Genomic DNA, 14,549 nt, shown 5'->3' on the forward strand with positions numbered 1-14,549 from the left:
CAACTCAAATAACGGATAACTTCTGTGATTAAGCAAATTTTTCCTCTTGCGGCAGTACTGCTGCTGTTTGGTTGTGCGCAACCGACCGACCGTGCTCAGCAATATTTGGATGGTGATTTCTCTAAAGCGCTCAACAAAGTAGACACGGTGCAGTCCAATACGCCACGTGACTTTACGCAATTTTCCAAACAGAGCGAACAAGTGGTGACTCGCTCGGCGTCGATGGCAGCGATTTATCAACCTTTGTATCAACAGATCAGTGAATGGATTTTGCAAAGTGGTGATCCACAAGATTTGGCGAATTTTGGAATACAAGCGGCGCAGCTTGGTGGTGGCGATAAAAAAGGTAATGTGCTTTTCACTGGCTATTTTTCTCCGGTGATGGAGCTTCGCCATCAACCGGATGAAATATTCAAATATCCCGTATTTGGTTTGCCTGAATGTTCGGCAGATTGCCCAACGCGTGCGCAAATTTATGATGGTGCGTTAGCTGAAAAAGGGCTTGAGTTAGGTTATGCGGCGAACCTGATTGACCCTTTCATTATGGAGGTGCAAGGCAGTGGTTTTGTGCATTTTGAAGATGACGATACGCTTGAGTACTTCGCTTACGCTGGTAAGAATAACAAAGCCTATATCAGTATTGGCAAAGTCTTGATTGAACGAGGTGAAGTGACACGAGAGAAAATGTCACTCAAAGCGATCAAGGAATGGGTGCTAGCCAATGATGAACCGACGGTAAGAGAGCTGCTAGAGCAAAATCCTTCCTATGTCTTTTTTGCGCCCAAAGCGGCAGCCCCTGTCACTGGCTCTGCCGGTATTCCACTACTGCCGATGGCCTCGGTGGCCGGAGATCGTTCCATCTTTCCAATGGGCACACCTATTTTAGCAGAAGTGCCGCTGCTCAATGCCGATGGTACATGGAGTGGCGCTCATCAGTTGAGAATGTTGATTGTGCTAGATACGGGCGGCGCGGTAAAAGATAACCACCTCGATCTGTACCATGGCATGGGCGAGCGCGCCGGAACGGAAGCAGGGCATTACAAACATTTTGGTCGCGTTTGGAAACTGGGGTTAGAAAACTCAGCCACACAAGCACCTTGGGCATTGCCGCCTGAAAAGCTACAATAGTGACACAGGTTTCGACCTAGACTTTTAAATAAAGAGTGCGTATAAATCGCACTCTTTATTTTTCTATCGCTTTCAATCGGACTTTTAATTATGCGTGAACTCGATACCCCCGCTTCAGATAGCTACAACCAATGCTTCGGAGGCACTCGTCGCCTTTATGGAAATCGTGAGGTTGAAATACTGCGTGCTGCGCATGTGTGTGTGATTGGTATCGGTGGCGTTGGGTCATGGGCGGTCGAAGCATTGGCGCGCACTGGCATTGGCGAGTTAACACTGATTGATATGGACGATGTGTGCGTCACCAACATCAACCGTCAAATCCATGCGATGAGCGGTACGGTTGGGCAAAGTAAGATTGAAGTGATGGCCGAGCGGGTCAAGCTCATCAACCCTGAGTGTGTGGTGCACTTAATTGATGACTTTATCACGCCAGATAACCAACACCGCTATTTGAGTCAAACGTTCGATTACGTGCTTGATGCGATAGACAGTTTGAAAGCGAAAGCTTCACTACTGGCTTATTGCCGTAGCAATAAAATTAAAGTGATTACCGTCGGTGGTGCGGGTGGTCAAGTTGACCCAACTCAAATCAAGGTCGCGGATTTAACCAAAACGATTCAAGACCCATTGGCAAAAAAACTCAAAGATACGCTTCGTCATCGCCATAATTTCCCTATAAACCCTGCGCGTAAGTTTGGTATTGATTGCGTGTTCTCAACAGAGCAGCTCAAATATCCGCAAGCCGATGGCAGTGTGTGCGCGGTGAAATCAACCGCAGAAGGGCCAAAGCGGATGGATTGCGCCAGCGGATTTGGCGCTGCGACGGTTGTTACCGCAACCTTTGGTTTTGTTGCCGTAGCGCGTATTGTTGAAAAGTTAATTCAGAAACATAAGGTGTAACGTTAATGACTCCTTTTCCTGCCTCCCCCTTTGGTCGTGAGATTAGCGCTGATGACATTGTGGCGACCATGCAAAATTTTACTGGCTGGGAAGATCGCTATCGACAAGTGATCCAGTGGGGGAAGTTATTGCCCACGATGCCTGATGCTTTGAAATCGCAGCAAGTCAGTGTTGCAGGCTGCGAGAGTCAAGTATGGTTAGTGGGGCAGGAGCACCAAGGAATATGGTCTTTCTGTGCCGATTCGGATGCGCGGATTGTGCGTGGTTTAATTGCTTTAGTCCTTGCTGCGTACAACGGCAAGACCTACGCACAAATTCAAGCGTTTGATGTGGATGCTTATTTTGAAAAAATAGGCTTGATTGCCCACTTAAGTCCTTCACGTGGTAATGGCCTTAAAGCCATTGTCGATAAGATAAAAAATATCGATCCAAGCTGAGCATCTCCCCCTTTTGATTAAAGGGGGAATTATTACAGCATATCAACCGCTTTAGTGATGGCGGCGATCAACTGTTCAACCTCTTGTTCGGTATTGTAAATACCAAACGAAATTCTCACTGTGCCAGTTAACCCGAGCGCATCCATTAATGGGTGAGCGCAGTGATGGCCAGAGCGAACCGCGATGCCTTGCTGATCGAGTAAGGTGGCTATGTCTTGATGATGAACGCCATCCATCACAAAACTGAGAATACTGGCATTCGGTTGATAGCCGATTACGCGAATATCATCGAGCTGTTGCAGGGCTTGATAAGTGCGTGCTTGCAATCTATGCAGGTGAGTTTCTACGGCCATTCGATTGCAGTTTTGTAACCATTCGATTGCTTTGGCAAGGGCTATCGCCCCGGCGACATTCGGTGTGCCTGCTTCAAATTTCCCCGGCAGTTCGGCAAATGTTGTACCTTCAAACGACACTTTTTCTACCATCTTGCCGCCGCCATGCCATGGAGGCATTGTTTCAAGCAGCGCTAATTTTCCGTACAGAACACCAATGCCAGCGGGAGCGTAAAGCTTGTGCCCAGAAAAGAGATAAAAATCGGCGTCGAGTTCGCGCACGTTGACAGTTTCATGCACAATTCCTTGCGCGCCATCAATCACGACCACAGCGCCGACTTGGTGCGCTAGTTTAATTACAGTTTCAATCGGTTGGCGCGTGCCCGTCACGTTGGTGGTATGGGCTAGGGCGACAATTTTGGTTTTATTCGATAGCCGTGCTTGAAAAGCCTCAAGATCAAAGTGGCACTCTGGCGTGATGGGGACTTTGACGACGCTTGCTCCGGTTTGAGCCGCGACGATTTGCCAAGGCACTATATTGGCGTGGTGTTCCATTTCACTGACTAGAATCTCATCACCGGCTTGCAATATATTACGTGCGTAAGTCTGCGCGATCAGGTTGATCGCTTCGGTCGCTCCGCGAGTCCAAATAATCTCTTTACGAGATGATGCGCCAATAAATTGAGCCATAGTGTCACGCGCCGCTTCAAAATCGCTGGTCGCTTTTGCTGTTAAGCGATGGCTACCACGATGTACATTGGCATTTTGCGTACTGTAGTAATGACTAATGGCATCTATCACCACTTGTGGCTTTTGTGTGGTAGCGGCGCTGTCTAGATAAATCAGAGTCTCACCATCCACGGCTTGATTGAGTGCGGGGAATTGATCGCGAATGGTCTGCACGTCAAACATTATTGCTCACCTAACTTGTGATAATTCAATGCTGCCAGTGTCACCATTGGCTGTGCAACTGACCATGCGTGTGCTTTACCTGAGAGTGATATGATGATCTCCATCGCGAACTCAAGTGCTGTTCCCGGCCCTTGGCTGGTGATTAATTGATGGTTTGTATCGATGGTTACGCGTTGATCTCGCCATAAATCAGTGGGGATATGATCGCGAAAAGCCGGGTGCCCTGTCATGATCGCTTGCGGGAAAAGCTGATGATGTTGCAAAACTAAGGCTGGCGTGGCACAAATAGCCGCCAACCATCGACCATGGTTATGCTGTTGCTTGAGCATTTCGATTAGCACTGGATTGTCACGAAAGATCTCAGCGCCTCCAACGCCACCGGGCAGCGCAATCACGTCAAACTCTTTATCGATCACATCCAGCAGTTTACAGTCTGCGGTTAATGTCACTCCGCGTGAGGCTTTCATCATCAATTGCCCGTCGAGATTAGCGCTGGCAACCACGACTTGATAGCCAGCTCTGACCATCATATCAATCACGGTGATCGCTTCCATCTCTTCGCAGCCCGTTGCTATCGGGACTAAAATTCGTTTACTCATTGGCTTTTCCAGCTGTGTTCTATCTGTTGAATGGCGTGATATAGCTTACTATTTTCTGGTGTTGCGAGCTGATGTTGCTCTGCTTTCTTCAGTAAATAGCCCGTAATAAAGTCTATCTCAGTCTTACGTTGATAGAAAATATCTTGATGCATTGACGAATAATTCTCTGCTGTGGCTTGAATCACCAGCTTAACCTTAGCAAGCAGTGATGATTGAGTGATCGCAAAGCCTTCAGCGCTCATGACATCGGCGACTTCTGCAACAATATTTTCCAGCGGCCGTTGGAAGCGTTCATCGGCTAAATCACCATTGCGGCATTGCTCTAACGCGGTGAGCGGGTTAATCGCGCAGTTAATCGCAAGCTTATGCCATAGTGCTTCTTCAATCGTGTTATTCCACATTACGTCTGGCAATGCATGCTGAAGTACATCCACTAGAAACTGACACTGCTTGCCTTGGGCGTTGTAAGCCCCTAATTGAGTTACGCCTTTGCCAGTATGCAATACTTGATTCATTGACGGCTTGAGTGCACCGTGCGTGGTGGTTGAAAGCACAATAGGAAAGTCATTCAGTTGATCCTGCATCGAATCAAGCGCGCCCATGCCGTTGTGCATAAATAGCAAAATGGTGTCACGATTGAGTGTATTCAGCAGTGGAGTGAGCGCTTGCTCGACTTGCCAAGCCTTAACAGTAATCAGTAAGAGATCGGCATGGCAGAGCGCGCTGTGATCATTGTAGGGCAGGGTAATAGACGCCTGTTTATCTAAAGCAATGGAAAGTGAAGATTGAGGTTGTTTGCCCCATAATGAAACGCGGTGTCCAGCAGCATGCAGCTTTGTCGCCCAAAGCAACCCAACCGCGCCCGGCCCAAGCACGACGATATTCATAACACCTCTCCATTGTTGACTTTGCGCCAAGGATAATGAGGTAGAAATGGAAAGCAATAAAAATGGCGCTCGAGAGCGCCATTTAGCTAAAAACTTAGGTTCGATTAGAACTTGTAAGTCACAGCTAGGTAGTGACCAAAGCCTGTTGTTTTGCCTGCAAGACCTTCATCTTTCAGACCATAAACATCTTTGTAGCCTTTAAGGCCGTAGCCAACAGCAAAGCGATCGGAGTGCCAGTAAATACCGTTAAACATTGCACCACCATTTGAGGTTTTTAGTGCAGTATTTTTGTCATCCATGCCAAATTGGTAATCGATGTAACCTTGATAAGAGATAAACGAGCCGTTTTCAAAGAAGTAAAAAGGTTTGAACCAGTTGGTTGAAATTTGGAAGCCGTTCCAATCTTTCTCATTTGAATCATAAGTACCGTACAGGTTTAAACCCACTTTACCAAACCAAGGCACATTCACATCAGAGCCAAGGCCCACTTTTTGAGTGTTAACGCCAGAGTTACCACCCCATTCCATTAGCGTAGAGACATACAACTCTTGCACTGGCCCGAAAGACAAATCTTTACCTGTAAGTGCATCTAGTGACATACGAGGTGCAAATTTCATAAAGATTTTTTCGGCACCTTCTTTGTCACTGCTTGGGTTGCTTAGCAGGTTAAAGATATCAACGTAACCGTACAGATCAAAAATCCCTGAGCGGCCGCCAAATTCCATCTCTAGGTAATCATGCGATGATTCACCTGGTAATTCATCGATTGCAGCCATTAGGTTAAATTGCATCCATTTGTAATCGTTTTTATGGATGTCGCCATCTGAATAGTCAGCGGCCATAACTGGAGCAGAAGTTGCAGCCATTAGGCCTAGAGCTAGAAGTGATTTACGCATAAGGGGGACTCTCTATGTTTTGTCATAATTCAGCACACGTATATTTCTGATGTGCGTTCAATTGGCCCGAATAATAACGATAAAAATCTCAATTAAAAGTGATTGCGAATGCAAAAGTGAACAAACTTAGTGACTACGGTCACGTTAATGAATATTTGCTCGGAACTAAATTAATATTTCGTTCGCTTGCATCTTTAATGTGATTTTAATCACTTAAACGTTTGCTTTAGTATTGTTTTATGCAAATCGATAAACCAACATTTTTAGTTAGTGATCGTTTTGTAATCTTCAACGTATTTATTGACGGGCATGATGAAGAGTGATGAATGATGAAGAAATTGATGCTGTTTCCTTTAGCTTCAATCGTTTTACCAGAAGGGAAAATGAAGCTACGGATCTTTGAATCAAGGTATAAGAGGATGGTCACTCAATCCAGCCAGTCTGACTCTACATTTGGGATTTGTTTGATTGATAACAAAAAAGGCAATAAAGCAAATCAGTTATCTAAATTTGGGATGTTGGTTAAGATTGTTGATTTTGAAGCGCTCGACAATGGGATGTTAGGATTAACTGTTATGGGAATGGAGCGCTTTAAAATAGAGTCAGTAGTGAGCGAATTTGATGGCCTGCGAGTTGCTCAGGTCACGTCATTGCCCAGTTGGCCAGTAAGAGATTTAGAACCTCACGAATGGTATTTAAGCCACCAGCTACAAGCGGTTTATCAGCAATTCCCTCAGCTTGGCGAGCTCTATTCGCACTGTTTTTTTGATGATGCCAGTTGGGTGGCGCAGCGATGGCTAGAGCTGCTCCCTATCTCGATTCAACAATTTGATGATTTAATGAGGCAGGATGACGCGCACAGTGCGGTTGACTTTTTATTGCAGGTAATCGAAGTCTCACACTAACTTTGAAAGCGTGTAGTAAACTTAAACGAGAAGTCGCTCTGTAGTAGTGGCTCTGCATAAAAAAGAATACGACGAGTGATCGATGTATGCATTACTCACGTATAAAGGTTTATGGCTACTGTATGCCAATAACAACGGTTACTCCTAAAGGAAGAGCGCAGCATGAGCAGTGATTCTCAGCATAGTGTGTCGCTAAGCCCAAGCTACACCAAGCAAGACTGGGCTGAATGCATGGAACGTGTCAAGCAACGTGATAAGCAGGCGTTTGCCTTAGTGTTTCGTTATTTCTCTCCTCGCTTACAACAGTTTGCGTTTAAGCATGTAGGCAGTGAGCAAGTGGCGTTAGAAATGGTGCAAGAAACCATGACCACGGTGTGGCAGAAATCTCACCTATTCGATAACCGAAAAAGTTCGCTTTCGACGTGGGTTTACACGATTGCACGCAATTTGTGTTTTGATCTCCTGCGTAAGCAGCGCGGACGAGAGTTACATGTTTATGCCGATGATATTTGGCCAACTGACTACTGCCCACCTGATTTGGTTGAACATTATTGTCCTGAACATGACATGTTAAAAGAGCAAATATTAAAGTTTGTGGCGTTGTTGCCTGAAGCTCAGCAAGCCATCGTGAAGGCGGTGTATCTTGAAGAACTACCCCAGCAGCAGGTTGCGGAGATGTTCAATATTCCTCTCGGTACTGTCAAATCGCGTTTACGACTAGCCGTTGAAAAACTTAGACATTCTATTCAAGCGGAGCAATTATGAGCCACCATCCAAGCAACGAAGTACTGCAGCAGTATGCCAATGGTTCAATTGATGCGGCGCATGGCATTATGATTGCCACTCACCTTGAACTCTGTACTCAGTGTCGTCAACAGGTTCAATACTTAGAAACTCGGGCCGCCGAAGCATTGCTGAGCCAATCGTTACCGCAACAAAGAATGGCCGCTTCTAATGATGATCATTTAAACCAGATGTTTGAAACGATCACGGCGCTGGATACCCTACACCCATCGACCTTGCGTAAGCCTGAGTCGATAGAAATTAAAGTCAATGATCGCGTTATGATGCTGCCTAGTACGTTGAGCCAACTCATTCGCTTCAAAGGCGAGTGGCGCAGCTATGGTGGTAAAGTTTTTAGTGCCCACCTAGATATTGCTGAAGACTCTCGCATGAACCTGATGTACATCAATCACAACGTGCAGATCCCTCAGCATACACACAAAGGGGTTGAGTCGACCTTGGTGCTCCATGGTGGTTTCAGTGATGAAGATGGACATTATCAAGTGGGTGATTTCATTCAAAGAGATGCGAGTATTAAACACAGCCCTTTTACCAAAGTGGATGAAGATTGTTTATGCTTAACGGTGCTAACTGAGCCGATGCTGTTTACGCAAGGTGTTGCGAGAGTGTTTAACTTATTTGGTAAAGGTCTCTATCCGTAGTCTATAGCGGGCACATCAAATTAAAAAAGGTCGTATTGTACGACCTTTTTTTCATCTAACGCTTATCAATGCCTTGCTTGGCAATATCATCGATGTCTCTCTGCCGAGCTTTTTGCAGTAAATCAGCAAAATAATGGCGCAGTGAGTAGAGCATGATAAGGCTTGGTACTACCATCAGTGCAGTAATAATAAAGAACAGTGACCAATTATTGAGATAGTCGACCAGCTCTCCGCTAAAAGAGGCCAACGTGGTGCGGCCAAAGTTTCCTAGAGAGGCCAATAGCGCATATTGTGTTGCTGAAAATGCCTGCCCTGTTAACACAGTAAGAAACGAAACAAAGGCCACGGTGGAAAACGCAGTGGTAAAGTTATCGACAATTATGGTCGCCAAGAACAGATGCTCATTAGGGCCAACTTGAGCGATCCACGAAAACATCAAATTACTGGCAGACATCGCGATGCCACCAATCATCAAACCGCGAACAATACCAAATCGCACGTTAAACATACTGCCAATCAAAGTGAAGAATAGGGTTGCTCCCCAACCAATTAACTTCGAGTAGTGGCCAATTTGTTCGTTGCTAAAGCCAATTTCTTTGTAAAATGGAATCGACATTCGGCCAAGAAAAGCTTCGCCAATCTTGAATAAAAAGACAAACAACAGCAGGGTTAGTGCTACTTGCGCGCCATTGCGTTTGAAGAAATCGAGAAATGGTTCGATTACGGTAACGGTGAACCACGCGACGACTTTCGAACCAACTACCTGATTGTGTCGCAGCTCCGCTTGATGCTGTAGTGCTTCGCGATGTGTTTTTGGTTCTCCCACCAAGAGCGTGAAAAGCATTAACAGCCCGACACAGAGTGCCATGCCATAATAAACGGCATTCCAACCGATACTATCGGCGTTTACAAAAGCGAGATAGCCCGGCAGAGAATATCCAGTCCACCACCCCATGATGGCCATGGCGGAGGCTTGTGGCAGCTTATTGGCTTGTGATTTGGGGAAAGTATCGATACGAAAAGCATCAATCGCGATATCTTGAGTGGCAGAAGCGATCGCAATGCCCAAGGCAAGCATTGAGGTAAACATCAAATTTTGGGCTGGATTGACACCCGCAATCAGCAACGTACAGATCAAAATGATCGATTGGCACAAAAATACCCAACTGCGGCGTTGACCTAATAATGGCGTCAGAATGGGTAATTTGACGCGATCCACCAATGGGGCCCATAGAAAATTAATCGCGTAAACTGCGAAGACACTGCCAAAATAACCAATAGCAGCGGTGGTTAAGCCTGCATCTTTTAGCCATCCTGACATATTTGAACCAATCAAAACCCACGGAAAACCGCTCGAACACCCCATCATAAATACCCACAATAGGCGTTTATCAAGATAGCTACGGATAGTTTCCATCCAAGTGAGAGAGGAGGAGGTTGATGGCATACAGCGAATCCTTGTCAGTAAAGCAGCTTAGGTCGAAAGGCGACCCAATAAAATCAAACGCCGATAAATCGGCGTTGGTATGGTTATTGTTCTAGTGTGACATTCGTAATAACGATTGGTTCGATGGGGACGTCTTGCATTCGCCCTTTCGTGCTGGTCGGCTGTTGAGCCATTTTTTGCACAACATCAAACCCTTGCGTGACTTTACCAAAGACGGCATAACCCGGTGGGCGAGCGTTGTAGTTGAGAAAATCATTATCGACCAAGTTAATAAAGAATTGGCGAGTAGCCGAGTTAGGATCATTGGTACGGGCCATTGCGATCGTCGCAGTGTCATTGGTCAACCCATTGCTCGCTTCATTTTTGATGGGAGCGTAAGTGGTGAGTTGTTTTAAATCCGCATCAAATCCGCCGCCTTGTGCCATAAATCCTGGGATAATGCGGTGGAACTGGCTGCCAACATAACTGCCATCTTGAACATATTTTACGAAGTTTGCGACAGTGGTTGGCGCTTTCTCTGTATTAAGTTCAACAGTAAATGACCCTAAGTTCGTCTCAATTAGGACGTTGGGCGCCGAAAACGCAGTGCAACTGACGAGCGCTAATGTCGTAACGAGAGAACGTAACATTAAAAGCGCTCCTGTAAATAACCATTAAGTTCGCTGTCATTGGCAATTTCTTTAAGTACCAAGTTCATGACATCGTTGAGTACCATTTCAATCTCATCATTTGAAGCGCTGAGTGTACCGGAACGTTTTGCCGTTCCGTTGAACGTTTTCACCAATTTGCCTTTTGGTGTTTCCGCGGTGATTTCAAGCGTGACACTGCCATCCATTTCATTCGACATGACGCTGTGTTTTACCGTCACTAGTGCTTCTGCAATTTCAACGGTGACATTGTTTTCGCTGTTCACTGTTAAGCGATAGCCTTGAGAGCTAAATTGCTCTGCCAACGCATTCTCAACCGCAATGCGAACATTTTGTTTGGCATGAATTGGCTCAATATTAGAGCGGCCACTATCCACTAAAGCCACATATTGCGCCGATCGAACATCTTTGCTAACCAGAGTAAAGGCTTTATTGTTGACGACCGTATTTTTGCTGGTCGTTGCAGTAGGCATAAAGTTGATTTGCTGTTGCTGAGGTGCGGCACAAGCGGTGAGTAATGCGATTGAGGCTGCGAGAACCAGTTTTTTCATGGTCATTTCCTTTCTTATCCTTGCCTATTTAGTTGCTTGTAAGATAACAAATTTATGGTTGGTCGCGACAGTTTTTACCTGCCCTTGGCCAAATAATCTTGCTAGTTTTACATCGTAGCCGAGGTGGCGATTGCCGATCACTAATAATCGTCCCCCTTTTTTAAGAACATGCTTTGCATCACAGAACATCTGCCAAGCAATGTGATCCGTGATAGCTTGTTGTTGATGGAATGGTGGGTTACACAATACTAAACAGCTACTCTCTTGTTGAAAACCATCTAAGCAGTTATTCGCAATGCATTGAATATTGCGATCTTCTCCTAAATTCTCCAGCAAATTTAGCTTTGCAGACTCGACGGCCATCAAGCTTTCATCAACGCAGGTCATGCGTACTTGAGGATTGAGTTGGCCCATCTTGATTGATAACACCCCGTTGCCGCATCCAAGGTCGATGATGTGCTGTAACTTAGGATCTTGTGGAAGATGCTGTAGAAAAAAGCGTGCGCCGAGATCCAATCCCTCACCTGAGTAGACATTCGGCAGATTTTTTAGACGGATGGATTCGCTTTCTACGGCCCATTCAGTTATGGGTTCCACCGTTTCAATCGGTGATACGTTCGGTGCTGAAAAAACGAGGCGGTGTTTTTTCCATGCAAGAGAAGTGCTTGTTGAACCTAAATACTTTTCAAATAAGTTTAAGGTTGATGTGTGGATCTCTTTCGCTTTGTTGACCGCTATCACAGGGCAATCTTGGGCAAGGGACTGACGGAGTTGGCTTAATTGCCAAACCAAGTGGCGATTGCTCTTGGGCAATTGAAAAAGCACCAGATCGACCGATTCAGGGATGGCATCCATTGTTGAGAGCAATTGCACGTTGCGGCACTGATTGCGCTGAAGATTGTTTAACGTACCTTGTTGCGAAATAAAAGAGTCGCTCATCATGGTGACGTGGTGCTTATCTGCAAACCAACACGATAGAGCGCCAAAGTGATCGTTTAAAATAAGGATGCGTTTGCCTATTGCTAAATTCAACGCTTCAATATGATTAATCATATATTCATCGCCCGCATCCCAAGCTTGTAATGTTTCGTTTGAACGATGTGGGAAACGGTGCAAGCTCAACGTTCGATCATGCAGTGCCAACTCTGTTTTCATAATTTTTTATAGGTCGTAGTGAGAATTACGGATGCATTGTCTCAAATGGCGTAGAAACAAGGAACCAAAACCTTTCGCTATTCTATAAGGCTAGTTAAACTTAAATCTCTTTACACTCGTATATGTTCTCATGCTCTTATTTGAGGAAGAAAGGCAACGGTATGATCCAACCCATAATCGAACAAAAATTGCATCAAGCATTTCACCCTGATTATTTGAAAGTCGAAAATGAAAGCTATATGCACAATGTGCCTTCAGGATCGGAAAGCCATTTTAAAGTCATTGTGGTGAGTGACAGTTTTGAAGGAATGCGTTTGATCGGCCGTCACCGACAGGTTAACCAAGTGTTGGCTGAAGAGTTAGCGAACCACATTCATGCACTCTCGATTCATACCTACACACCACAAGAGTGGCAGGCGCAAATTAGTGGCGTACCTGATAGTCCTATGTGTATGGGCGGTGGAAAATAACTCGTTCAGAACCGTCTGAATATGCCGTTCTCTTGTTCTGTTTTTGAGCGGAATGTTAACAGTATTTAAACAAATTGACGAGATGAACAAGTTGAGAGAAATTGTTTTAGGTAGTGAATAAAAATAAATACTCATAAGGGGTAAGGAATAGGTTATTTGTGCGATGCTTCAAAGTTATGACTATTCGCTAGCCTTTATGATTCAAATCCTTCCAAATAAAACGACTTATCAGAGGATTGGTCATGGCATCAGGTTCCGAAAAAATGCTAGACTATTGCACCTAATGGATCTCATACCATACTTGTGATGAGGTTATTAAAAGGATGTTGCGGTTCTGGCGTTTAAAACAAGCCAAAATCGGACACAGAAATGTCGTGTCTAAGGCTGGTTTAACTTTCATTTGGCCTCTTATCAAGAACGACCATGAAAGATAAACAAGCCTTGAACTTACGCAATTAAAAGAATCTTTTTCCCGATAAAATAGTGCAAGTGCGTATGATTACAATAAAAAGGGGTTTGGACCTTCCTATTGCAGGAACTCCTTCCCAGGTGATTAATGATGGTAAGACCATCACTAAAGTCGCCTTGCTTGGCGAAGAGTACGTTGGCATGCGTCCTACCATGCATGTTCGCGTAGGCGATGAAGTAAAGAAAGCTCAAATTCTTTTTGAAGATAAAAAGAATCCGGGTGTTAAATTTACTTCACCAGCAAGCGGTAAGGTTATCGAAGTCAATCGTGGCGCCAAACGTGTCCTACAATCCGTAGTGATTGAAGTGGCAGGTGATGAGCAAATCACGTTCGATAGCTTTGAAGCTAGCCAACTAGCAAGTATTGACCGTCAAACGGTTAAAACTCAGTTAGTTGAGTCTGGTCTTTGGACTGCGTTGCGTACTCGTCCGTTTAGCAAGGTTCCAGCAATTGAGTCTTCAACTCAGGCTATTTTTGTGACAGCAATGGATACCAATCCATTAGCGGCAAAACCTGAGACGATCATTAATGAGCAATCTGAAGCATTCGTCGCTGGTCTCGATATCCTTTCAACTCTGACTGAGGGCAAGGTTTACGTCTGTAAATCTGGTACTAGCTTACCACGCTCTTCACAGCCAAACGTTGAAGAACATGTGTTTGATGGCCCACACCCTGCAGGTCTTGTAGGGACTCACATGCATTTCCTCTATCCAGTAAATGCAGTCAATGTGGCGTGGAGCATCAATTACCAAGACGTGATTGCGTTTGGTCAATTGTTCTTAACCGGTGAGCTATACACACAACGAGTGGTGTCGCTTGCAGGACCCGTAGTCAACAAACCTCGTCTTGTCCGTACTCAGATTGGTGCTAGCCTCGAAGAGTTAACGGATAACGAATTGATGCCGGGCGAAGTTCGTGTCATCTCTGGTTCTGTACTTTCTGGTGTGAAAGCGGCGGGGCCTGTAGCTTATCTTGGTCGTTACCACCTCCAAGTATCGGTTCTGCGTGAAGGTCGTGACAAAGATTTTCTTGGTTGGGCAATGCCTGGCAAGAACAAATTTTCAGTCACTCGCTCTTTCCTTGGTCATCTCTTCACAGGTCAGTTGTTCAACATGACAACCACAACCAATGGTAGTGATCGTGCGATGGTACCTATTGGTAACTATGAAAAAGTGTTGCCACTAGATATGGAACCAACGCTCCTACTTCGTGACCTATGTGCAGGTGACATCGATAGCGCTCAACGTCTCGGTGCCCTTGAACTGGACGAAGAAGATCTCGCATTGTGTACCTTTGTATGTCCTGGTAAATACGAATATGGTCAGCTACTTCGTGAGTGCCTAGACAAGATTGAGAAGGAAGGGTAATT

At 45.3% G+C, this 14,549-nt stretch carries 16 protein-coding genes; 8 read left to right on the top strand and 8 right to left on the bottom strand.

Going from position 1 to position 14,549, the window contains the following annotated elements; all coding sequences use genetic code 11:
- Window positions 1-24: 24 nt before the first annotated feature.
- The 3 genes from mltA to csdE all read left to right on the top strand — a co-directional run bounded on the left by mltA (window position 25) and on the right by csdE (window position 2,465).
- On the top strand, window positions 25-1,128 hold the full coding sequence (mltA, locus tag AACQ21_RS05895) for a murein transglycosylase A (protein WP_013856156.1): 1,104 nt from the start codon (window positions 25-27) through the stop codon (window positions 1,126-1,128).
- A 90-nt stretch (window positions 1,129-1,218) separates the two neighbouring features.
- On the top strand, window positions 1,219-2,028 hold the full coding sequence (gene tcdA, locus AACQ21_RS05900) for a tRNA cyclic N6-threonylcarbamoyladenosine(37) synthase TcdA (protein ID WP_105977231.1): 810 nt from the start codon (window positions 1,219-1,221) through the stop codon (window positions 2,026-2,028).
- Window positions 2,029-2,033: 5 nt separating this feature from the next.
- A complete protein-coding gene (csdE, locus tag AACQ21_RS05905; RefSeq protein ID WP_017046572.1) occupies window positions 2,034-2,465 on the top strand; it encodes a cysteine desulfurase sulfur acceptor subunit CsdE in 432 nt (143 codons plus the stop codon).
- 32 nt (window positions 2,466-2,497) lie between these two features.
- Here csdE and csdA read toward each other — a convergent pair whose 3' ends face one another.
- The 4 genes from csdA to AACQ21_RS05925 all read right to left on the bottom strand — a co-directional run bounded on the left by csdA (window position 2,498) and on the right by AACQ21_RS05925 (window position 6,091).
- Window positions 2,498-3,709, bottom strand: a complete 1,212-nt coding sequence (csdA, locus tag AACQ21_RS05910) for a cysteine desulfurase CsdA (protein WP_105977232.1) — start codon at window positions 3,707-3,709, stop codon at window positions 2,498-2,500.
- A complete protein-coding gene (locus AACQ21_RS05915) occupies window positions 3,709-4,308 on the bottom strand; it encodes a DJ-1 family glyoxalase III (RefSeq protein WP_105977233.1) in 600 nt (199 codons plus the stop codon). The genes csdA and AACQ21_RS05915 overlap by 1 nt, the downstream gene beginning before the upstream one ends.
- Window positions 4,305-5,195: a 2-dehydropantoate 2-reductase gene (gene panE, locus AACQ21_RS05920; protein ID WP_105977234.1), complete on the bottom strand. Its 891-nt coding sequence runs from the start codon at window positions 5,193-5,195 to the stop codon at window positions 4,305-4,307. Before panE ends, AACQ21_RS05915 begins: the two co-directional genes overlap by 4 nt.
- A gap of 104 nt (window positions 5,196-5,299) precedes the next feature.
- Window positions 5,300-6,091 (bottom strand): nucleoside-specific channel-forming Tsx family protein, encoded by a 792-nt coding sequence (locus AACQ21_RS05925; RefSeq protein WP_105977235.1) that lies wholly within the window; start codon window positions 6,089-6,091, stop codon window positions 5,300-5,302.
- 329 nt (window positions 6,092-6,420) lie between these two features.
- Between AACQ21_RS05925 and AACQ21_RS05930 the strand changes: the two genes are divergently transcribed.
- The 3 genes from AACQ21_RS05930 (at window position 6,421) to AACQ21_RS05940 (ending at window position 8,441) form a co-directional block, all read left to right on the top strand.
- Complete coding sequence (locus AACQ21_RS05930) at window positions 6,421-6,996, top strand: LON peptidase substrate-binding domain-containing protein (protein WP_026029151.1); 576 nt, start codon at window positions 6,421-6,423, stop codon at window positions 6,994-6,996.
- Window positions 6,997-7,158: 162 nt separating this feature from the next.
- Window positions 7,159-7,761 carry an RNA polymerase sigma factor gene (locus tag AACQ21_RS05935; protein ID WP_013856164.1) on the top strand — a complete coding sequence of 201 codons (603 nt, stop codon included), beginning with the start codon at window positions 7,159-7,161 and terminating at the stop codon, window positions 7,759-7,761.
- On the top strand, window positions 7,758-8,441 hold the full coding sequence (locus tag AACQ21_RS05940; RefSeq protein WP_105977236.1) for a ChrR family anti-sigma-E factor: 684 nt from the start codon (window positions 7,758-7,760) through the stop codon (window positions 8,439-8,441). The genes AACQ21_RS05935 and AACQ21_RS05940 overlap by 4 nt, the downstream gene beginning before the upstream one ends.
- Before the next feature lie 55 nt (window positions 8,442-8,496).
- Here the strand turns inward: AACQ21_RS05940 and AACQ21_RS05945 are convergent, their stop codons facing one another.
- From AACQ21_RS05945 to AACQ21_RS05960, 4 genes are all read right to left on the bottom strand, one after another.
- Window positions 8,497-9,888, bottom strand: coding sequence for an AmpG family muropeptide MFS transporter (locus AACQ21_RS05945; protein ID WP_026029152.1), 1,392 nt, complete (start codon window positions 9,886-9,888; stop codon window positions 8,497-8,499).
- An 83-nt stretch (window positions 9,889-9,971) separates the two neighbouring features.
- On the bottom strand, window positions 9,972-10,517 hold the full coding sequence (locus AACQ21_RS05950; protein ID WP_105977237.1) for a peptidylprolyl isomerase: 546 nt from the start codon (window positions 10,515-10,517) through the stop codon (window positions 9,972-9,974).
- The gene (locus AACQ21_RS05955; protein ID WP_026027920.1) at window positions 10,517-11,086 is read right to left on the bottom strand and encodes a YajG family lipoprotein; all 570 of its coding nucleotides are present in this window, start codon (window positions 11,084-11,086) and stop codon (window positions 10,517-10,519) included. Before AACQ21_RS05955 ends, AACQ21_RS05950 begins: the two co-directional genes overlap by 1 nt.
- 24 nt (window positions 11,087-11,110) lie before the next feature.
- Entirely contained in the window at window positions 11,111-12,241 is a 1,131-nt protein-coding gene (locus tag AACQ21_RS05960) for a methyltransferase (protein WP_019282324.1), read from the bottom strand.
- A 161-nt stretch (window positions 12,242-12,402) separates the two neighbouring features.
- Between AACQ21_RS05960 and AACQ21_RS05965 the strand changes: the two genes are divergently transcribed.
- Together AACQ21_RS05965 and AACQ21_RS05970 are read left to right on the top strand one after the other, a co-directional pair.
- The gene (locus tag AACQ21_RS05965; protein ID WP_026027643.1) at window positions 12,403-12,711 is read left to right on the top strand and encodes a BolA family protein; all 309 of its coding nucleotides are present in this window, start codon (window positions 12,403-12,405) and stop codon (window positions 12,709-12,711) included.
- Between the two features lie 495 nt (window positions 12,712-13,206).
- Window positions 13,207-14,547 (top strand): Na(+)-translocating NADH-quinone reductase subunit A, encoded by a 1,341-nt coding sequence (locus AACQ21_RS05970; RefSeq protein WP_026027642.1) that lies wholly within the window; start codon window positions 13,207-13,209, stop codon window positions 14,545-14,547.
- The last annotated feature ends 2 nt before the right edge of the window (window positions 14,548-14,549 follow it).

The sequence above is a fragment of the Vibrio sp. V01_P9A10T6 genome (genome assembly GCF_963877065.1).
Classification (GTDB): Bacteria; Pseudomonadota; Gammaproteobacteria; order Enterobacterales; family Vibrionaceae; genus Vibrio; species Vibrio anguillarum.